This is a genomic window from Streptomyces sp. NPDC021224 (genome assembly GCF_044332905.1).
GTDB lineage: Bacteria > Actinomycetota > Actinomycetes > Streptomycetales > Streptomycetaceae > Actinacidiphila.
The window spans coordinates 156,086-175,118 of the sequence record NZ_JBIRPW010000011.1 but is presented as its reverse complement, the minus strand read 5'-3'; the positions used below and the strand labels follow the sequence as shown (position 1 = coordinate 175,118).

Below are 19,033 nucleotides of genomic sequence, written 5' to 3'. Positions count from 1 at the left end.
CGGCTCCCCGTCGCACACCCGCATGCGCGCGGCCCGCTCCCGGACGACCGGTCGAGGGGCCGGCGCGCGGGCGTGCCGTGCCCATCCGCCGTAGACCTGAAGCGAGTTGATCATCCATGTCCCGTCGCCGCGCCCATGTCGCGATGATCGGTGTCCCCCTCGTCAGCCATGTCCTGCCCAGCCTCGCCGTCATCCGCGAGCTGGTCGCACGCGGCCACCGCGTGACGTACGCCAACGACCCCGCCGTGGCCGACCTGGTCGCCGCCACCGGCGCCGAACCGGTGTCCTGCCCCTCCGTGCTGCCCTTCGCCGACAACAACTGGCCCGAGGACCCCATCGCCGCGGCGGCCCTCTTCCTCGACGACGCGGAGCAGGCGCTGCCCCGGCTGCGCGCCTTCTACGACGCCGACCCGGCGGACCTCTACCTGTACGACATCGGCGCCTACGCCGCGCGCGCCCTCGCCGAGGCGCAGGGGCGGCCGCTGATGCAACTGTCGCCGACGTTCGTCGGCTGGGACGGCTACGAGCAGGACGTCGCGGTCCACCTGCGGCAACTGCCGGGCGCGGCCGCGTACCGGGAGCGGTTCGCCCGCTGGCTCGCGGAGTGCGGGGCGGTCACCGCCGACGTGGATGCCTTCTGCGGCCACCCCGCACGGGCGCTCGCGCTCATCACCCGCGCGATGCAGCCGCACGCCGACCGGGTCGACACCGGGGCGGTGACCTTCGTCGGCCCGTGCTTCGACGCGGCGGAGGACGCCGGCACCTGGACCCGCCCGGCGGGCGCGGCCCGCGTCCTGCTGGTGTCGCTGGGCTCGGCGTTCACCCGGCAGCCGGAGTTCTACCGGCGGTGCCTGGCCGCGTACGGCGACCTGCCCGGCTGGCACGTCGTCCTGTCGGTCGGCCGGCACACCGACGTGTCCGCCCTCGGCCCGATCCCGGCGAACACCGAGGTGCACCCCTGGGTCCCGCAGCGGGCCGTCCTGGCGCAGGCGGACGCGTTCGTCACGCACGCGGGCATGGGCGGGTGCAGCGAGGGGCTGCTCGCGGGTGTCCCGATGATCGCCGTACCGCAGGCCGCCGACCAGTTCATGAACGCCGACCGCCTGGTCGAACTGGGCGTCGCCCGCCGCCTCGACACCGCCGACGCGACCGCGCCCGCGCTGCGCTCCGCCCTGCTCGCCCTGACCTCCGACCCGGAAGTGGCCCGCCGCAGCGGGGAGTTGCGGGCCGCCGCCGGCGCCGAGGGCGGCACCGCGCGGGCCGCCGACCTGGTGGAGGCCATGCTGAACTGAGCGCCAGGTCACACCCGGTGGGTCCGGGGAAAGCCCGGGCCCGTCGGGCAGACTGCGTAGTCGTCCGGGCAGTGTCGCGCCCGGGACGGGGAAGCGAAGGACGGGGGTCGGGGGATGTGGCACGGGGTGACGGCGGTGGACGTGCCGGCGCCGGACAGGTTCGACTGGTTCGTGGAGACGATCTCCAACTCCCTCATGCCCTCGGCCTTCTCCGCCCCCGACCTTGCCGCCTTCCACGCCGAGGGCGCGTTCCTGGACCTCGGCGCCGCACAGCTGTCCCGGTTCGCTTTCTCGCCACTCCACTCCCGGCGCACCCCCGCGCTGATCCGCCGCGGGGACCCCGAGCAGTACCAACTGGGCCTGGTGACCCGGGGTTCGGCCTGGTACGCGCAGAGCGGCGGTGAGGCAGAGCTGCGTTCCGGGGACATGGTGCTGTGGGACACCTCCCGGCCCTACGAGTCCCGTTCGGGCCTGGACGGCGCGGGCGTCGAGGCGCTCGTCCTCCAGATACCCAAGGCGGACCTGCCGCTGGCCGGCCGCCAGGTCGACCGGCTGCTGGCCCGCCGGGTCGGCGGTGACGCGGGCATGGGCGCGGTCCTCGCGCAGTTCCTGCTCGCCGTCGCCGGGAACGCCCCCGACGTCCGCGCCCAGGACCTGGACCGGCTCGGCGGCATGGCGGTGGAGCTGGCCACCTCGTGCCTGGTCCAGCAGCTCGGCACCGAGGCCGAACCGCCCGCCGCCACCAGGACCCACGTCCTGCTCCGCCGGATCGACGCCTTCATCGAGCAGAACCTCGCGGACCCGGACCTGACCCCGCGGGTCATCGCCGAGCACCACCACATCTCGCTGCGCGGCCTCTACACCCTCTTCCAGGAGCACGCCCGCGGACCGCGCGGCGAGGGCGTCGCGGCCTCGATCCGCCGCCGCCGGCTGGAGCGCTGCCGCGCCGACCTGGCCCGCCCCCAGCTGCGCCGCCACCCCGTCCACGTCATCGGCGCCCGCTGGGGCTTCGGCAACGCGGCCGCCTTCAGCCGCGCCTTCCGCGCCGCGTACGGCACGACCCCGCAGGCCTACCGCGCGGCGGCGGAGCAGTCCGGCCCACCCCGCGCGTGACGGCCCGGCGGGTGGCCGCGCCGTCACCCGCCCCTGCACGCATCGTCAAGGAGCACTGCACGCGCGGCACACCTGCAAGATCCCCCCGTCCCTAGGCTCGGGACCGACCGGAACCGGGAGCCGGCCATGCGCCAGCCGTGGCGACCACGGCCCCCGGCGAGAAAAAAATGGGGAAGCACGATGAAAAGGAAATCCCTCGGCACATGGGCAGCCTCCGTCGCGGTAACGCTGGGAATCATGGCCGCCACCGTCGTCAGCAGTGCTGGGACCGCGTCCGCCGGGACCAACGGCCAGCAGCTCAGGTTCTACGACAGCGAGCACATGGTCTACTCGGTGTACGTCGTGGGCCCGGACCAGAACGGCAACACCGTCAGCCACTGCTTCTCGACACCCACCACTGACAACCACTTCACCGGCTGGTGGTGGAAGGGCCAGGTCCGGCTCTACATCTACACCGACGTCTACAACTGGAACTGCAACAACATGCAGGAGGGCATGGTCGGCGTCAACGTCCCCGCCTACCAGTCGGGCAGCGACTGGTACACCGTCTACGACGTGGGCTGGTGGGACTGACCCGGCAACCCGGCCCCTGATCCCCGCGCCCCGCTCCCACCCCCCGGGACCGGGGCGCGGGCTTTCCGCCACACCGGGCGGGCCCGCCGCGCCGAGGTGCCCCTCCGGCGATACGGCCCGCCTTGACGTCGGCGACGAACGCGGCCCAGGCCGACGCCTGGAAGACCAGCGCGGGGCCCTCGGCGCTGGGGCGTGAGCGAGCGCGAGGGCATCGGACTGGACTGGGTCAAGTCCTCCTGCTCCGGCAACAACGGCGACTGCGTCGAGGTCGCCGTCCTCCCCGACGGCAGCCGGGCGGTCCGGGACAGCAAGGACCCGCACGGTCCGGCCCTGCTCTTCCCGGCGGAGGCGTTCGCCGGGTTCGTCCGCGCGGCGGCAGGGGGCGGCCTCACGGCGTAGGGAGGGTCGTACCCGGACGGGTGCGGGTAATGGAACCGCAAAGGCCGCTGACGCGTTAGTGCGGGCATGACCGTAATGACCCCCGGCTCGAATGTGCCGCTGTCCGTGCCCCGTGTGACCGTCGAGGTCAGCGCGCCGGTGCGGCTGGACGTCTCGGGCCTGCTGCTCACCGGCGACGGCAAGGTGCGCTCCGACGACGACTTCGTCTTCTACAACCAGCCGCAGGGCGGCCCGGGGGTGACGCACCGCGCGGGCGGGGGCGGCGCGCCCGACGCCATCACCGTGGACACCGGCGCGGTGCCCGCCGGCATCGAGAAGATCGTCGTCACGGCGAGCATCGACGGCGGCGGCGCCTTCGCCGGGACGACGCCGACCGCCACCGTGCGCGGCGCCGACGACGGCGCCGTGATCGCCACCTTCTCCCCCACCGGGCTCGGGCCCGAGACGGCCCTGGTCGTCGTCGAGGTCTACCGCCGGGGCGGCGCCTGGAAGGTGCGCGCCGTGGGGCAGGGGTACGCGAACGGGCTCGCGGGCATCGCCACCGACTTCGGCGTGAGCGTCGAGGAGCCCCCCACGCAAGCACCGCAAGCACCGCAAGCACCGCAGGCGCCGCCCGCAGGCCCGGCGGCCACGCATCTGCCGCCCCCGCCGTCCGCTCCCCCGGCGATGCCGCCCGCGCCGCCGGCCGCGCCCGGCCGTATCAACCTCGACAAGGGCCGGGTGAACCTCCGCAAGAACGAGACGGTCTCCCTCGTCAAGGCGGGCAAGCCGCTGCTCTCCTCCGTCCGGATGGGCCTCGGCTGGGAGCCCGCCTACGGCGGCCCGGCGATCGACCTGGACGCGTCGGTCATCGTCTACGGTCCGCAGCGCAACCACCTGGAGACGTGCTACTTCGGGCACAAGAAGGCCCAGAAGGGCGCGATCAAGCACTCCGGCGACAATCTGACGGGCCACGGCTCGGGCGACGACGAGACGATCGTCGTCCACCTCGGCCGTCTCCCGCAGGACGCGACCGGCCTGGTCTTCACCGTCAACTCCTACTCGGGGCAGACCTTCGACCAGGTCGCCAAGGCGTACTGCCGGCTGCTGGACGACTCCACCGGCGAGGAGCTGGTCCGCTTCGACCTGACCGGCGGCGAGCCGCGCACGGGCGTGCTGATGGCCAAGCTCGTCCGGCAGTATTCGGGCGAGTGGGAGATGACGGCGCTGGGCACCTTCGCGGACGGGCAGACCGCCCGGGCCCTCGTCCAGCCGGGCGCCGCCGCGCTCTGACGGACGCGGGGCCGCGCCGAAAGGCTCCGCACCGAGCGGCCCGCGCCCAAGCGCTCCGGCGTGCGGCGCGAGGGCGCCCGCGCACCCCGGCGAGCCCCGCCGAACGCGCCCGCGCCCCGGCGCTCCTGACGCGCCGCCACACCTACCGGACGGTCCGATTCCACTTACGGAACTGGACCGTCCGGTTGTGCGCCGGGGCCCGGACACCCCCCGTAGTGTCATGGCCACCTAAATTTTACCGCTGAGCATCTACCCGCATAGACCCCGGGCCGGGACGCTGGTGTGAGTACGCCCCCTCACCCTCAACCCCCCTAGTCACGGGAGCGCTCAGCCATGCCCGCTAACCGCCTCGCCCGCCGCATAGCCGCCACCGCCGCCACCGCCGCGCTCGCCGCGACCGCCCTGCTGGCCGGCAGCGGCAGCGCCTCGGCCGCCCTGCCCACTCCCATCGCCGCCTCCACCGCCCGCAGTTACCTCTCCGGGATGACGGCCACCGCCGAGACGCACGCCTCGACCTACGACCGGGACCTCTTCCCGACCTGGATCACCATCTCGGGCACCTGCGACACCCGCGAGTACGTCCTGAAGCGGGACGGCAGCGGTGTGACGACCGACAGCTCCTGCAAGGCGACGTCCGGCACCTGGACGAGCGTCTACGACGGGGCGACCACGACCAACGCGTCCTCCTTCGACATCGACCACCTCGTGCCGCTGGCCGAGGCCTGGGGCTCCGGCGCCTGGGCCTGGACCACCGCGCAGCGGCAGGCCTTCGCCAACGACGTGACGCGCCCGCAGCTGCTGGCCGTCTCGGCGTCCTCCAACCGCTCCAAGGGCGACCGCGACCCGGCCGAGTGGCTGCCGCAGGCGTCCTTCCAGTGCACGTACGCGCGCGCGTGGGTGCAGGTCAAGCACTACTACGGTCTCACCGTGGACAGCGCCGAGAAGACCAAGCTCAGCTCGATCCTGAACGGCTGCTGACACGGGGCAGACACGTCACGGCCTCCCCGGCGGCGTACCCGGGGCGGCCGTGACACCCCAGAAGCCTCACGGCACGAGCACGACCTTGCCGCGGTTCCCCCGGGCCTCGATCACCGCGTGCGCCCGCGCCGCGTCGGCGAGCGCGAACTCCCCGTGCACAGCGGGCCGCAGCGCCCCTTCCGCGAACAGCCGCCACAACTCCCGCACCCAGCCCGCGTACCGCTCCGGCTGGGTCCTCGCCACGAGCGCGATCTGGAAGCCGATCGCCGACTTGCCGCCCGCCAGCAGGTCGTAGGCCTCGATCGTGCCGCCGCCCGAGCTGTACGCGACGAGCCGCCCGCCGGGCGCGAGCGCGCGCACCGCGGGCCCCAGCAACTCCCCGCCGACCGCGTCGAGTACGGCCTCGTACGGCTCGCCCCAGCTCTCGTCCCCGTAGACCACCACGTCGTCGGCGCCGAGCGAGCGGACGAAAGCGGCCTTCGCCGGGTCGCCCACCGCCCCCACGACGCGCCGCGCACCCCGCAACCGGGCGAGCTGCACGGCGAGATGGCCGACCCCGCTCGCAGCCGCGGTGACCAGCACCGATTCGCCCGCCGCGACCCGCCCCGCCGCCAGCACACCGAGCGCCACGACCCCGCTGCGCACCAGCGCGACCGCGTCGCGCGCGGTGGCGCCGTCCGGGATCCGCACCGCCATCGCGGAGTCGAGCAGCGCCTGGTCGGCGTAGCCGTGGCCGAAGCACAGGCCGGTGACGCGGTCGCCGGGCGCGAACGCGGTCACGCCCTCGCCCACCCCGACGACCTCGCCCGCGACCTCGCCGCCCAGCGGGACCGGCGGGCCGCCCGCGCGCACCTTGCGCACGACGGGGAGCGTGACGCCCACCGCCGCGACCTCGACCAGCAGTTCGCCGGGCGCGGGCACCGGGACCGGGACCTCCTCCAGGAAGAGCCCGCCGTCCTGCTCGCCGCCGTGTCCGTACCGTATGCGCCGCATGCGCGATCGACCCCCGTGGTGACAGTCGTGTACGACCGTCGTGACGACCGTCGTGACCGGTGAAATCCATTGGATGTCCCAACGGTATCCAGAAAACCGTGGGGATGTCCAACGTTTTCTCGTATGCTGCCGGGCATGACGGAGAACCCGCAGGCCCCCAGCAGCATCCGCGGCCTCCCCAGCTGGCTGCTCGGACGGGCGGCGGCCCGCGGACGGGCACTGGTCGCGGACGCGCTCGCGCAGCACGACACGAAGATGTGGCACCACGTGGTCCTGTCGGCCCTCGCCGACCTCGGACCGGTCGCCCAGGCCGAACTGGGCCGGGCCGTCGCCCTCGACCCCAAGGACGTGGTCGGCGTCCTCAACGACCTCCAGGCGGCCGGCCTCGTCGTCCGCGCGCCCGACCCGGCCGACCGCCGCAAGAACGCGGTGCGCCTCACCGCGGCGGGCGAACAGCGCCTGCGCGCCTGCACGGTGGCCGGCCAGGAGGCCAACGACCGGCTGCTGGAACCCCTTTCCCCCGCCGAACGGGCGCAGTTCCTCGACATGCTGCGGCGGGTCAGCGGCGTGGCGTGACCCGGCGGCGGGCACGCGAACGGCCGCCCCGGCGGCGAACTCCGGGGCGGCCGTCGGTCGTTCGGCGCGGTCAGCCCCGGGCGCGCCGGCGGCGCCACGGGCCGGTGATCGCGACCATGATGCCGGGGGTCTGGATGTTGGCGAAGAGCGTGCCGCCGTCGGGCGAGAAGGTCACCCCGGTGAACTCGCTGAACTCCGGCTCCTCCTCGGTGCCGATGTTCAGCTCGTTGCGGGCCAGCGGGTAGGTCCGGCCGTCGTCGAGGGCGCCGAACAGGTGCTGCACGCCCACCCCGTCCTCGGCGATGATCAGGCCGCCGTACGGCGAGACGGTGATGTTGTCCGGGCCGTCGAACGCCCCGTCCTGCTCCGGCGCGGTGTTGACGCCCAGCAGCACCTTGAGGGTGAGCGTGCGGCGGGCCGGGTCGTAGAACCACACGGCGCCGTCGTGCCGCACCGGGCTCTCCTCGCGCGCGAAGGACGAGACGACGTACGTGCCGCCGTCCGCCCACCACATGCCCTCCAGCTTGCGGGCGCGGGTGACCTGGCCCTCGGTGAACTGCTTGCGCACCGAGGTGGTCTTCGCGTCACGGTCCGGGACGTCCACCCAGTCCACGCCGTAGCGGGTGCCGATCACGGTCGCCCGCGACAGGTCGTCGACGAAGTGGCCCTTGGCGTCGAAGCAGCGGAAGGCCTGGAGCACGCCGTCGGTGTCGCCGAGCGTCGCGAGCCGGCCGCGGCCGTGGTGGAAGCCGTGCGGCGGAGTCCAGCGGTAGAGCAGGCCGTTGGGACCGGCGGCGTCCTCGGTGAGATACATGTGGCCGCGCTTGGGATCGACGACGACGGCCTCGTGCGCGTAACGCCCCAGCGCCCGGATCGGCTTGGGGTGACGGTTGGCGTGCCGGTCGTGCGGATCGACCTCGAAGACGTAGCCGTGGTCCTTGGTCATGCCGTTCTGACCGGCCCGGTCCTCGGTCTCCTCGCACGTCAGCCACGTGCCCCACGGGGTCGCGCCGCCCGCGCAGTTGGTGGACGTGCCGGCGATGCCGACCCATTCGCCGACCGCGTCCGCGTGGCCCTTGCCACGCCCGCCCTCGTCACCGCGCCAGTGCTGGGGCACCTCCACGACCGTGCAGCCGCCCGCGGCCGCGGGGTCGTACACCAGGTCCGCGGCATGCGGCACGGGATACGGCGCCTTCGCCAGCGGGCCGCCGATCTCGTGGTTGTTGACCAGCAGGGTCGCACCCCGGCTGCCCGCGAAGGCGGCGGTGCCGTCGTGATTGGACGGCGTCGTCTCGCCGGAGTCCAGCGTCGTCGTCCCCGTACGCGTCACGACGCGGTACGAGAAGCCCGCGGGCAGCGCGAGCAGGCCCGCGGGGTCGGACTTCAGCGGCCCGTACCCCAGCTCGGGCGCGTGCCCGTGGTCGTGGCCGTGGCCGTGGTGACCGTCGTGGCCGTGCGCGTCCGACGCGAGCGCGCCGGGAGCGGTGGCCAGTACGTCGACGGCACCCGCCAGGGCGATGCCGGCCCCGGTGAACGCCGAACGCTGAACGAAATCCCTGCGGCTGAGCGGCACGGTGATCCCCTTGTCTCGCCTCCGCGGCACCCGCGCGCCGCGTGCGTCCTCTTGCCTGCGGCCGCCACGGTTCCCGCCGGGGGCCAACCCCGCATGAACGCTGCGCGTACGGTGGGGGTCTGCTTCATGGTGACCCCAAGAATTCGCAAAGCCCGATTCAAGTCCCCCCTGCGTGGGGCCAGCGCTACCGTCCAGGGCCGTCGCCCGCAGGGCACGCGTACGCCGCGGGCACCCGCCCTCAGGGCACGCGTACGCCGCGGGCCGAGCCGCCCCCGCCGGGGGGCCTCCGCCTCGGGCACGCATTTTCAGGGCACGGCTGCGCTGCGGGGCGAGCGTTTACTGCCGGGGGCAGCAGCGGGCTCCCGTTTCCAGGGCGCAGCTGCGCCGCTGGTCACGCGTTTCAGGGCACGACCGCGCCGCGGGGCGAGCGTTTTTAGGGGCGCGGGGAACTGCGCTCCCCCAGAGCTTCGCCTGGGAGGTGCCCCCAGCCCCCACCGGGGGCGCGGGTCGGATACCGACCCAAAGGGTCTCTTCGGTCCGATCCGGACCACCGGCCGGTGGGGGGCGGGCCGCGCAGTTCCCCGCGCCCCTGATGGTTGCCCGGCGGCGCAGCCGCAGCGACTTCCGCATCCGCGCGGCGGAGAACGCTCATCCTCCGAGGAGGGGGCGGCGCCCCGCGGGGCGAGGTCAGTGGGCCTCGCGCGAGCGGGCCTTGAACGCCGCTTTGCGCGCAGCCTTCGCCGCCCGGCGATCCGGGTGCAACTGCCCCATCGCCTCCAGGACATCCGCCGCGGCGGGGTGGTCGACGCGCCAGGCCGCGTCGAAGAAGCCGTCGTGCCGGGCGACGAGATCGGCGACCAGCTCCGCGAGCAGCTCGTGGTCGTCGCCCGCGGCGAGCTGCGCGGCCAGCGTGTCGACGGTGAGCCAGTACACCATCTCCGGGTCGGGCGCCGGCACATCCCCCGCACCGCTCTCGGTGAGCCACACGCGGGCGAGCCCGCCGAGCTGGCGGTCGTCGAGGACCTCGCGGAGCGCGGGTTCGGCGCCGGCCCCGACGAGCGTGAGGGTCTGCTGGCACATGAGGCGCCGGGAGGGGCCGCCCTCGTCCGTGCCGCGGGCGGCGGCGAGCAGCTCGCGGGCCGCCTCGGCGGGCTTGCGGTCGGCGAGCCAGCCCTCCGCCTCGGCCCGGGCGAGCTGGTCGGGGTAGCTCGCGAGCGCGTCGAGGAGTTCGGAGCCGGAGGCCTCGGCGAGGTCGCCGACGACGGGGGCGGACGCGCCGGCGTCCAGCAGGAGCTGCCGCAGGCCGTAGACGCCGAGCGGGGTGAGCCGGACGAGCCCGTAGCGGGAGATCTCGTCGGGGTCGAGGTCACCGCCGGACTCGGGGATTCCGGGCTCGTCCTCGTCCTCGATGAGGGCGTCGTCGAGCGGCTGGTAGTCGACGAGCCCGGTCGGGGCGAGCAGCCGGAAGTGGTCGTCGAGGCGCAGCATGACCTCGGTGACCTCTTCGAGGACGGCGTCGCTGGGCTGCTCCATCTCGTCGGGCACGACGAGCGACGCGGCGAGGACGGGCAGCGGTACGGCGCCCTGCACGGATTCGGTGCCGTCGTCGAGGGCGGCGAGGGTGTAGAGGTTGGCGAGGGCCGTGTCGAGGAAGTCGGCCTCCTCCTCCGGGTCCCAGTCGGGCCGGTCGGCGGGCGGCTCACCGTCCTCGGCGTCGTAGAGGCTCTCCAGGTCGGGGGCGGCGGCTTCGGCGAGCGCGGACTCGGCGGTCGCGAGCCACGCGTCCAGCACCTCCTGCACCTCACCGGCGGCGACGGCCTCGAAGGACTCGCCCGGCACCGCGCGCCCGGCGGCCTCACCCTGCGGGGTGGACTCCTCGGCCTCCTCCTCGATCTCCAGGGCGAGCAGCCCGGAGTCGACGGCGGCGGCCCACGCCTGCGCGGTCTCACCGAGCACGTCGGAATCCTCCGCGGAGAACCCCAACTCCTCGGCGGCGGCGACGAGATCCGCTTCCAGCAGCTCCCCCATCGCGTCCACCGCCCGCTCGGACCCGGCCCACCGGGCCAGCCGCAGCGCCCGCGCCAGCAGCGGCACGTCCAGCGCCGACCGGGCGAGATCACCGGCGGGAAGCAGCCGCACCGGCGGCAGGACGAAAGGACTTGCGGACATCGGGACGGCTCCCCTTCGGCGTTCGGCCACATCGTCGGCGGCGACCCGCACCGCCCTGCTCCCCCTCAGCCTAGGGGGTGGGACCGCCCCGGCCCGCCCGCGAACCGGAACACCACCCCCGTGCGGCCGCGCGGGCGCGGCCCGGCGGCGGGCGGTGGGACCGGGCCGCGGGCGCGGCGGGCGGGTCAGTTGTGGCTGTGCAGGACCGCGTTCAGGCCGCCCCACGAGCCGGTGCGCGGGAGGACCTCGACCTTGCCGGTGGTGGAGTTGCGGCGGAAGAGGAGGTTGTCCGCGCCGGACAGCTCGACGGCCTTGACGATCTCCCCGTCCGGGAGCGTCAGACGGGTACCGGCGGTGACGTAGAGGCCGGCCTCGACCACGCAGTCGTCGCCGAGCGCGATGCCCAGCCCCGACTCGGCGCCCAGCAGGCAGCGCTCGCCGACCGAGACGATCTGCGTGCCGCCGCCGGACAGGGTGCCCATGATGGACGCGCCGCCGCCGATGTCCGAGCCGTCGCCGATCACGACGCCCTGCGAGATGCGGCCCTCCACCATCGACGAGCCGAGGGTGCCCGCGTTGAAGTTGCAGAAGCCCTCGTGCATCACGGTCGTGCCGGACGCGAGGTGCGCGCCGAGGCGGACCCGGTCGGCGTCGGCGATGCGCACGCCGGACGGGACGACGTAGTCCGTCATCCGGGGGAACTTGTCCACGCCGTACACCGACAGGTGCAGGCCCTCGGTGCGGGCGGCGAGGCGGGCCGCCTCCAGCCGCGGCACCGGGACCGGGCCGATCGACGTCCAGGCGACGTTGGCCAGGACGCCGAAGAGCCCTTCGAGATTCTGCTGGTTCGGGCGGACCAGGCGGTGGCTGAGCAGGTGCAGCCGCAGGTACGCGTCGTGCGCGTCGAGGGGCTTGTCGTCCGTGGACGCGATGACGGTACGGACGGCGATCACCTCGACGCCGCGGCGCGGGTCGGGGCCCAGCGCGGCGGGCGCCGCGCTCCCCAGGGCCTCGGCGGCCTCGTCCGCGGTCAGCCGCGTGGTGCCCGCGGGGCCCGGCTCCGCGGTGAGCTGCGGGGCGGGGTACCAGGTGTCGAGCACGGTGCCGTCGTCGGCGACGGTGGCGAGGCCGGCGCTGATGGCGCCGGTGGCGCGGAAGTCATTCATACCCCGACGCTAGCGGTTGCCGTGCCCGTCCCCGCACCCGGCCCGCCGCGACCAGGCCCTTCCGGGCCCCGCCCCCTCCGCCCCGGGGTGCCTCTTGCGGTGGCCCGCGCGGCCATCCCCCGGTGGTGAGCTGAGCGCGCAGTTCCCCGCGCCCCCAGGTGATTGCCACTTGGCGCGGCATATCGCCTTTCCCCCGGTGGGGGCTTGTCGCGCAGTTCCCCGCGCCCCTGAAACGCTTGGCCCATGCCGCGCAGGGCAACACACCAGGGGCGCGGGGAACTGCTGCGCGCGCAACCACCCACCGGCGGACGGTCGCGCGGACCACCGCAAGGGGCAGCCCGGGGCGGCCTCACGCCGCGCCGAAGCGGGAGCGGTACGCGGAGGGGGAGAGTCCCGTCACCCGGCGGAGCACCTCGCGGAGGTGGGAGGCCGTGCCGAGGCCGGCCCGGCGGGCGACGACGTCGAGGCGGGGCTCGCCGCGTTCGATGAGCCGGCAGGCGAGGGCGACGCGCTCGCCGGTGAGCCAGGCGAGCGGCGTCGTCCCGAGCTGCGCCCGGAAGCGGCGGTGCAGCGTCGCGGGGCTGACGGCCGCGCGCCCGGCGATGTCGGCGACGGTCAGCGGCGCGTCGAGGTGTTCGAGGGCCCACGCCAGGACGGGTCCGAGCGACTGGTCGCGCAGTTCGGGCACGGGGCGTTCGACAAACTGGCGCTGTCCGCCGTCCCGGTGGCCGGGGAAGACGAGCCGCCGGCTCACCGCGTTGGCGATCTCCGCGCCGTGGTCGCGGCGTACGACGTGCAGTCCGAGGTCGAGCGCGGCGGCGCTCCCCGCCGCGGTGAGGATGTCGCCGTCGTCGACGAAGAGCACGTCGGGTTCGAGCCGTACCGCGGGGAAGCGGGCGCGGAAGAGGTGCGCCCAGCGCCAGTGCGCGGTGGCGCGGCGCCCGTCGAGGATGCCTGCTTCGGCCATGGTGAAGGCGCCGCTGCAGAAGCCGACGATCCGGGCTCCGCGCGCGTGCGCGCGGCGTATCGCGTCGAGTACGGGCGCGGGGCGGGGCGCCTCGACGTCGGGCCGGTTGGGGACGATGAGCGTGTCCGCGGTGTCGGCGGCGTCGAGTCCGGCGACACCGCCGAGGGTGAAGAAGCCGTCCCGCATGCGGGTCTGCGGCCGGGCGGCGCACAGCGTGAAGTCGTAGAGATTGCGGCCGAGTTCGGGTCTGGGCAGGCCGAAGATCTCGATCGCGCAGCTGAGTTCGAAGGGGTTGGAGTTGTCGTCGACCAGGACGACGACCCGGTGCGAGGATCCTTGCGGCATGTGCGATTCCTAGCACTGCCGCGGCGGTTCGCGCTCCCCGAGGATGATCGGCATGACGACTGAACCCACCGCCCTGGCCGCCGCTCTCGCTTCCTTCGACGACATGTGGAGCCCGCGGATCGTGACGCGGGTCAACGACTACGACGTGCGGGTCGCGAAGGTGCGGGGCGTGCATGTGTGGCACGCGCACCACGACACGGACGAGTTCTTCCTGGTCCTGGACGGGGAGTTGAGCATCGCGCTGCGCGAGGAGGCGGGCGAGCGCACGGTGGTGCTGCCCCGGGGGTCGGTCTTCACCGTGCCCCGGGGCGTCGAGCACTGCCCGTCCTCGGCGGAGGGCGCGTCGATCATGGTGCTGGAGCCGACCGGCACGCTCACGGTCGGCGACAGCCACGAGGAGGTGCCGGACCACGTGGACGCCACGACCGGTCACCCCCTCGCGCTGTGACGGTCAGTGCCGCGCGGCGGGCGGCTCGGCCTCCCAGGCCGACGCCTGCCCGGGCCCGGCCCCCAGGACGGCGCAGCGCAGCCAGTGCTCGCCCGCCGGGAGGTGGGCCAGCAGGGTGGGGATCGCGGTGCGGCGGGCCAGCACGTTGGTGCCGGGGAGCGCTTCGACGACGTGGCCCTCGCGCGGTGCGGTGCCCGGTTCGGGCAGGTCGGCGAGGGCGCTGAGGTCGCCGGTGGGTCCGGCGGCGAGGGCGCGGCCCTCGGCGGTCTCGCGGCGCGTGCCCGTACCGTCGCGGTCGACGGCGAAGCCCGCTTCCGCGGTGTGCAGGGCGCGCCCGGTGCGGATGCGGTGGGTGCGCAGGTGCCAGGGTCCGGCGGCGGTGAGCCAGGTGGTGATCTCGACGTCGGCCCAGGGGCGCCAGGTGCTGCGGACGGTGCCGTCCTCGGCGGAGGCCTCGAACTCCTCGCACGTCTCGCGGACGCGGAAGTGGACGGGCTCGCCGTCGTCGTCGCTGACGGCGAGGACGGAGTCGTACGCCCCGTGGACGAGCCCGAGGTCACCGGCGGGGAGGCTGAAGCCGAAGCGCGTGGAGTAGGCGAACTTGGCGTACTTGGCGGGGCCGCCGCGCGCCCAGGTGTTCTGCTGGAGCCCGCTGAGCAGCGTGACGTCACCGCCGGAGCGGGACAGGACGGCGCCCGCGGGCGGCTGGACGAGGGTGCCGGGCAGATCGTCCGGCAGCGGCTGCTCGTCCGCGGTCCAGAAGGCGTCGGTGGCGGGCAGCGCGAGCGGCAGGAAGGCCTTCATCGCCCAGTACGGCGAGGCGGGCCCGTTGTACTGCTCGGCGACGGCGGGCTGCGGGTAGCCGTAGCCGATGCTGAGCAGCCCGTCAGGGGCGATGCTCTCCGTACGGTCGCGCCACCAGCGCAGATGCCGCATGAGCAGGCCCTTGACCTCGCCCGCGGGCAGCGCGTCGGAGCCGGAGTGGGCGAGGGCGCCCCAGAAGGAGCCCTGTGCGAAGCGGTAGATGAGGCTGCGCCCGTAGGGCACGGCGGAGCCGTCGTCGGCGAACCAGTGCCGGAAGCCCTGGGCGAACTCCCCCGCGCGCTGCCGGAACCGGGTGGCGCGGTCGGCGTCCTCGTCACCGGCGAGGGTGGCGTAGATGAGGCCGTAGAAGTGCATGGCCCAGGGGATGTAGTAGTCGCGCTGCGGGGTGGGGCCGTCGGCGTACCAGCCGTCGGCGAGCGCGTAGGTCTCCAGCCGGTCGAGGCGGGCGTGCCGGGCGTCGCGGTCGTGGGCGTAGCCGACCCGGTCCAGGCCGAGCGAGACCATGACGGGGAAGAAGTTCCAGTTGTTGTCCGGGGTGCGGGCGTCGACGAAGCGGGCGAGCCAGGCGCCCGCGCGGTCCTTCTCGGCGCCGCTGAGCGGGTCCCAGAGCTTGTCGGGCGCGAGGGCGAGGGCGAAGCCGAGCGCGGCGGACTCCACCGTGCGCTGGTCGATGTCGCGCGGCTCGCCCCAGTACTCGGGGTGGGCGGGGTCGGTGCCGGCGGCGAGGCCGCGCGCCCACAGGTCCCAGTGCGCGAAGTCGCCGCCGCCCGCGGCGAGCGGGGCCAGGCCCCACAGGGGGCGGGCGTAGCCCTCGAAGTCGGCGGCGGTGTCGGGGTGGTGGGCGATGTTGACGCCGAGCCGGATCCTGGCCCCGCCGGGGCTCGCGTACGGCGGCAGCGCTTCCGCCAGGTCCCGCGCGTACGCCTGCATCTCCGCGCGCGCCGACGCGGCCCGCGGGGGTGCGGACGCGCCGCCGCCCGTGCCGCCGAACGCCCCGCCATCCGTACCGCTGCCCATGCTGGCCGCCCTCCCGACGCCGATGTTGCGACAACTTTCGCAACTCCTTCGGCCCACGTCAACGCCCCTCCCGCCGTCACGGCCACGGCAGGGGTGCAGCACAATGGCCGCATGGAGCACGCGATACGGCACAAGGTCACGGTGTCCGGCGGCAGTTGGGTCACGGTCGACGTGTACGGGGAGCCGGGCGCGCCCGCGCTGCTCGTGCTCCCCGGCGTGATGAGCGACGCCGCCGGCTGGCGGGACGTGGTGGGCGCGCTCACCGCATGGCCCTCGACTGCGATCGTCAACCGGCGCGGCCGCACCCCGTCCGGGCCGCTGACCGGCGACTACTCGCTGCGTACCGAGGTCGCCGACCTGGCCGCCGTCCTCGACGCGCTCGGCGAGCCGGGGGCGGTCTTCGGCTGGAGCTACGGGGCGCTCGTCGCACTGCTGGCCGCCGAGGAACGCCCGGTGCGGCGGCTGATCGGGTACGAGCCGGTGGTCCGGCCGTTCGGCGCGGACGCCCTGGAGGAGCTGAAGGCCGCGGACGCGGCGGGTGACCTGGACCGCGCGGTGGAGATCGTCAACCGGCGGATCTCCGGCTTCTCCGCGTCCTACGTCGAGGCGCTGCGCGCGGACCGCCCCACCTGGGAGCTGCTGCGCCGGCTCAGCGAGCCGCTGTACGCCGAGGTCGCCGCGCTGAACGCCGAGGAGCCGCGGGCCCTGGGCGGGCGGGCGGAGCGCGTCGACCTGATCGTCGGCGCGCGCAACCGTGGCCTGCCGCCGTACGGGACGGCGTTCGAGGACGTCCGGGCGCTCGTACCGGGCGCGGCGGTCCACGAACTGCCCGGCCAGGGGCACCTGGCCCACGTCGAGGGACCGGCGGAGCTGGCCGCCCTGCTCGACACGCTCGCCGACTGAGCGGACCCGCCCGCCGACCGGGTCAGGGGAAGGCCTTCGCCAGCAGCCCGAAGGCCAGTTCCGCCTCCGCGGTGGCCTGCGCGAGGGCGTCCGGGTCCCGCTCCCGCGCGAGCATCCGCTCCAGGTTGCGTACCGTCAGGGCCCGCTGCACCGCGAGGGTCTGACCGGCGAGCGCGCGCGGCACGATGCCCCGGGACGGGTCGCCCGCGACACCCCCGTCCCCGGCGAAGAGGACCTCGGCGAGCGCCTCCGCGAGGCTGTCCTCGCTCAGGATCCACTGCTCCATCAGCCGCAGCTTCAGGCTGGGCGCGGCCATGACCATGCGCTGGAAGGCCAGGAACTCCGGGTAGTCGGCGAGCCCGGTGCTGGGGTCCCCGGCGGCCAGGCCCGCGAGGAAGTGCCGCCGCAGCGCCGCCACCGGCGACTCGCCGGGCCGCCGGGACCTGACGACGCGCGCGGGCTCGTCGATGTGGTCGCGCAGCGGGTGGAAGACCAGGTCCTCCTTGGTCGGGAAGTAGTTGAAGACCGTCTTCTTCGACACCTCCGCGGCGGCGGCGACATCGGCGACGGAGACCCCGTCGAAGCCGTCCCGCAGGAAGAGCGCGACCGCCGTCTCGGAGATGTGCTCGCCCGTCCGCAGCTTCTTGCGCTCCCGCAGCCCCAGTTCGTCAGCCATGGCCGGATCCTACCGGCAATGTTCGCCCGGGTTGATTATTGCACTCACTGCATAGATTGTCTCCGAGCATTTTTACACCTAGTGTAAATCGCATGGGAGACAAGAACACCTGGGCCCCCGTCCACGACGGGCCGGTCCTGCTGATGAGCACCCGCCAGGTCAGGCTGGTGGGCGCGGCCGCCATCACCGTGCTGCTGCTGGCGATCCTGGACATCAACATCGTGTCCGCCGTGGCGTGGAAGACCGTCGCCGACCTCGACCCGGTCCACGGCATCGCCGAACTGCCCTGGCTGACCTCGTGCTACGCCCTCGCGGACTGCATCGTCGTACCGCTGTACGGCAGGCTCGCCGACGAGTACGGCGCCAAGCCGCTGCTGCTCACCGCGCTCGGACTCTTCACCGTCGGCTCGCTCGGCTGCGGCCTGTCCCGCACCCTCACCGAACTCATCGCCGCCCGCACCGTGCAGGGGCTCGGCGCGGGCGGACTCACCGCGATCACCCTCGTCGTCACCGGCACCCTCTTCGACGACAGGGACGACAGCGACCCGGACCGTACCGTCAAACCCTCCAGCGCCGTCGGCATCGGCGCGGCGGTCATGTTCGGCATCGGCCTCGCCCTCGGGCCGACACTCGGCGGCCTCATCTCCGACAGCCTGAACTGGCGCTGGGTCTTCCTGCTCAACCTGCCCGTCGCCGCCGTCGCGTTCGTGGTCTTCGCCCTCGTGCTGCGGCTGCCCGCCCGCCCGGTACGGCGCCGCGTCGACTTCCTCGGCGCCGCACTGCTCGGCGGCTTCGGGGCGTGCGCGCTGCTGGTCGCCCAGTGGGGCGGCAGCCGCTACGCGTGGACGTCGGGCGTCGTCACCGCGCTGGCCGCGGGCGCGGTACTCCTCGCGAGCTGCTTCGTGTGGCGCAGCCTCGTCGCACCCGAACCGCTCGTCTCACTGACCCTGCTGCGCAACCCCGTCTTCCGGATGATGATGCCCGTCTCCCTGGTCGCGGGGACGGGCGTGGCGGGCGGCCTGTTCTACGTCAACGGCTACCTGCAGGTCGGCCGCGGCCTCAGCACCGGCCACGCCGGACTGCTCACGGCGTGCACGGCCGCGGGCGTCCTGGCGTCCGTGCCGGTCGCGAGGCTCATCGTCAACACGCTGGGCAAGTTCAAGTACCTGCTGGTGGCGGCGGGCACGTTCGAGGCCGCGGTCCTCATCGCCTTCGGCGGGATAGGGACGGGCACCAGCTACTGGCTCATCGGCGCCGGGTGCTTCGTGCTCGGCATCGGCGTCGGGCAGTCGCTCGGCCTGGGCCTGCAGTACATGCAGAGTTCGGTGGACCCGGCGGACCTGGGGGTCGCGACGGGGTCCCTGCGGTTTGCGCAGCAACTGGGGACGTCGTTCGGGTTCGCGCTCTACAGCACGATCGTCGTACGTGAAGGCGCCGGGGGCGCCGTGACCGTAGGAGGTGGCGGCGACCGGGCCGCGGCGGCGGCGGCGGTGTTCGTGCACGCCACGAACGTGGTTTTCGCCGTGGCCGGCGTGCTGTGCCTGGCGGCGGGCCTGATGGCACTCGCCATCCGCGAGCGCGGCCGCTCCGCGGCGTAGGAGCTGACGCGTGCCGCGCGGGGTACGCACCAGGGGCGGGGGGGGGGGCCCCCCCCCCCGGGGGGGGGGGGGGGGCCCCCCCCCCCCCCCAAAAAACCCCCCCCCCCCCCCCCCCCCCCACCCCGGGGGGCCCCCCCCCCAGGAACCCCC

The 19,033-nt window shown here is 74.3% G+C and carries 17 protein-coding genes; 10 read left to right on the top strand and 7 right to left on the bottom strand.

Annotation, left to right across the window (positions count from 1 at the left end):
- The first annotated feature begins 116 nt into the window (after positions 1–116).
- The 6 genes from ACH4PY_RS25950 to ACH4PY_RS25925 all read left to right on the top strand — a co-directional run bounded on the left by ACH4PY_RS25950 (position 117) and on the right by ACH4PY_RS25925 (position 5,627).
- Positions 117–1,292 carry a macrolide family glycosyltransferase gene (locus ACH4PY_RS25950; protein ID WP_398187488.1) on the top strand — a complete coding sequence of 392 codons (1,176 nt, stop codon included), beginning with the start codon at positions 117–119 and terminating at the stop codon, positions 1,290–1,292.
- 135 nt (positions 1,293–1,427) lie between these two features.
- A complete protein-coding gene (locus tag ACH4PY_RS25945) occupies positions 1,428–2,405 on the top strand; it encodes a helix-turn-helix domain-containing protein (RefSeq protein ID WP_398187485.1) in 978 nt (325 codons plus the stop codon).
- Between the two features lie 237 nt (positions 2,406–2,642).
- Entirely contained in the window at positions 2,643–2,978 is a 336-nt protein-coding gene (locus ACH4PY_RS25940) for a hypothetical protein (protein WP_398187482.1), read from the top strand.
- 192 nt (positions 2,979–3,170) lie between these two features.
- Positions 3,171–3,377 carry a DUF397 domain-containing protein gene (locus ACH4PY_RS25935; protein WP_398187479.1) on the top strand — a complete coding sequence of 69 codons (207 nt, stop codon included), beginning with the start codon at positions 3,171–3,173 and terminating at the stop codon, positions 3,375–3,377.
- A gap of 75 nt (positions 3,378–3,452) precedes the next feature.
- Positions 3,453–4,649: a TerD family protein gene (locus ACH4PY_RS25930; protein ID WP_398187659.1), complete on the top strand. Its 1,197-nt coding sequence runs from the start codon at positions 3,453–3,455 to the stop codon at positions 4,647–4,649.
- Between the two features lie 333 nt (positions 4,650–4,982).
- Positions 4,983–5,627, top strand: a complete 645-nt coding sequence (locus tag ACH4PY_RS25925) for an HNH endonuclease family protein (protein WP_398187477.1) — start codon at positions 4,983–4,985, stop codon at positions 5,625–5,627.
- Positions 5,628–5,693: 66 nt separating this feature from the next.
- Here the strand turns inward: ACH4PY_RS25925 and ACH4PY_RS25920 are convergent, their stop codons facing one another.
- The gene (locus ACH4PY_RS25920; protein WP_398187474.1) at positions 5,694–6,620 is read right to left on the bottom strand and encodes a zinc-binding alcohol dehydrogenase family protein; all 927 of its coding nucleotides are present in this window, start codon (positions 6,618–6,620) and stop codon (positions 5,694–5,696) included.
- Between the two features lie 135 nt (positions 6,621–6,755).
- On the opposite strand from ACH4PY_RS25920, the gene ACH4PY_RS25915 reads away from it, so the two are divergent.
- Positions 6,756–7,196 (top strand): MarR family winged helix-turn-helix transcriptional regulator, encoded by a 441-nt coding sequence (locus ACH4PY_RS25915; protein WP_398187471.1) that lies wholly within the window; start codon positions 6,756–6,758, stop codon positions 7,194–7,196.
- A 70-nt stretch (positions 7,197–7,266) separates the two neighbouring features.
- Here ACH4PY_RS25915 and ACH4PY_RS25910 read toward each other — a convergent pair whose 3' ends face one another.
- From ACH4PY_RS25910 to ACH4PY_RS25895, 4 genes are all read right to left on the bottom strand, one after another.
- Entirely contained in the window at positions 7,267–8,769 is a 1,503-nt protein-coding gene (locus ACH4PY_RS25910; RefSeq protein ID WP_398187468.1) for an alkaline phosphatase PhoX, read from the bottom strand.
- Between the two features lie 687 nt (positions 8,770–9,456).
- Positions 9,457–10,938, bottom strand: coding sequence for a hypothetical protein (locus tag ACH4PY_RS25905; RefSeq protein ID WP_398187465.1), 1,482 nt, complete (start codon positions 10,936–10,938; stop codon positions 9,457–9,459).
- Positions 10,939–11,123: 185 nt separating this feature from the next.
- Positions 11,124–12,104, bottom strand: coding sequence for a 2,3,4,5-tetrahydropyridine-2,6-dicarboxylate N-succinyltransferase (gene dapD, locus ACH4PY_RS25900; protein ID WP_398187462.1), 981 nt, complete (start codon positions 12,102–12,104; stop codon positions 11,124–11,126).
- Positions 12,105–12,453: 349 nt separating this feature from the next.
- Positions 12,454–13,416 (bottom strand): helix-turn-helix domain-containing protein, encoded by a 963-nt coding sequence (locus ACH4PY_RS25895; RefSeq protein ID WP_398187458.1) that lies wholly within the window; start codon positions 13,414–13,416, stop codon positions 12,454–12,456.
- Positions 13,417–13,468: 52 nt separating this feature from the next.
- Between ACH4PY_RS25895 and ACH4PY_RS25890 the strand changes: the two genes are divergently transcribed.
- On the top strand, positions 13,469–13,864 hold the full coding sequence (locus tag ACH4PY_RS25890; protein WP_398187455.1) for a cupin domain-containing protein: 396 nt from the start codon (positions 13,469–13,471) through the stop codon (positions 13,862–13,864).
- 3 nt (positions 13,865–13,867) lie between these two features.
- Here ACH4PY_RS25890 and ACH4PY_RS25885 read toward each other — a convergent pair whose 3' ends face one another.
- Positions 13,868–15,706, bottom strand: a complete 1,839-nt coding sequence (locus ACH4PY_RS25885; protein WP_398187452.1) for a DUF2264 domain-containing protein — start codon at positions 15,704–15,706, stop codon at positions 13,868–13,870.
- Positions 15,707–15,817: 111 nt separating this feature from the next.
- On the opposite strand from ACH4PY_RS25885, the gene ACH4PY_RS25880 reads away from it, so the two are divergent.
- On the top strand, positions 15,818–16,609 hold the full coding sequence (locus ACH4PY_RS25880; RefSeq protein WP_398187449.1) for an alpha/beta fold hydrolase: 792 nt from the start codon (positions 15,818–15,820) through the stop codon (positions 16,607–16,609).
- Between the two features lie 22 nt (positions 16,610–16,631).
- Here ACH4PY_RS25880 and ACH4PY_RS25875 read toward each other — a convergent pair whose 3' ends face one another.
- Positions 16,632–17,285, bottom strand: coding sequence for a TetR/AcrR family transcriptional regulator (locus tag ACH4PY_RS25875; protein WP_398187446.1), 654 nt, complete (start codon positions 17,283–17,285; stop codon positions 16,632–16,634).
- Between the two features lie 92 nt (positions 17,286–17,377).
- On the opposite strand from ACH4PY_RS25875, the gene ACH4PY_RS25870 reads away from it, so the two are divergent.
- A complete protein-coding gene (locus ACH4PY_RS25870) occupies positions 17,378–18,883 on the top strand; it encodes an MFS transporter (protein ID WP_398187443.1) in 1,506 nt (501 codons plus the stop codon).
- Positions 18,884–19,033 lie beyond the last annotated feature (150 nt).

Excerpts from the sequence above, each read along its gene's own strand:
- ACH4PY_RS25880 (WP_398187449.1), top strand. The coding sequence starts at position 15,818 with ATGGAGCACGCGATACGGCACAAGGTCACGGTGTCCGGCGGCAGTTGG.
- ACH4PY_RS25895 (WP_398187458.1), bottom strand. The coding sequence starts at position 13,416 with ATGCCGCAAGGATCCTCGCACCGGGTCGTCGTCCTGGTCGACGACAAC.
- ACH4PY_RS25940 (WP_398187482.1), top strand. The coding sequence starts at position 2,643 with ATGGCCGCCACCGTCGTCAGCAGTGCTGGGACCGCGTCCGCCGGGACC.
- ACH4PY_RS25870 (WP_398187443.1), top strand. The coding sequence starts at position 17,378 with ATGGGAGACAAGAACACCTGGGCCCCCGTCCACGACGGGCCGGTCCTG.
- ACH4PY_RS25875 (WP_398187446.1), bottom strand. The coding sequence starts at position 17,285 with ATGGCTGACGAACTGGGGCTGCGGGAGCGCAAGAAGCTGCGGACGGGC.
- ACH4PY_RS25930 (WP_398187659.1), top strand. The coding sequence starts at position 3,453 with ATGACCCCCGGCTCGAATGTGCCGCTGTCCGTGCCCCGTGTGACCGTC.
- dapD (WP_398187462.1), bottom strand. The coding sequence starts at position 12,104 with ATGAATGACTTCCGCGCCACCGGCGCCATCAGCGCCGGCCTCGCCACC.
- ACH4PY_RS25925 (WP_398187477.1), top strand. The coding sequence starts at position 4,983 with ATGCCCGCTAACCGCCTCGCCCGCCGCATAGCCGCCACCGCCGCCACC.
- ACH4PY_RS25885 (WP_398187452.1), bottom strand. The coding sequence starts at position 15,706 with ATGGGCAGCGGTACGGATGGCGGGGCGTTCGGCGGCACGGGCGGCGGC.
- ACH4PY_RS25920 (WP_398187474.1), bottom strand. The coding sequence starts at position 6,620 with ATGCGGCGCATACGGTACGGACACGGCGGCGAGCAGGACGGCGGGCTC.
- ACH4PY_RS25905 (WP_398187465.1), bottom strand. The coding sequence starts at position 10,938 with ATGTCCGCAAGTCCTTTCGTCCTGCCGCCGGTGCGGCTGCTTCCCGCC.
- ACH4PY_RS25915 (WP_398187471.1), top strand. The coding sequence starts at position 6,756 with ATGACGGAGAACCCGCAGGCCCCCAGCAGCATCCGCGGCCTCCCCAGC.
- ACH4PY_RS25890 (WP_398187455.1), top strand. The coding sequence starts at position 13,469 with ATGACGACTGAACCCACCGCCCTGGCCGCCGCTCTCGCTTCCTTCGAC.
- ACH4PY_RS25950 (WP_398187488.1), top strand. The coding sequence starts at position 117 with ATGTCCCGTCGCCGCGCCCATGTCGCGATGATCGGTGTCCCCCTCGTC.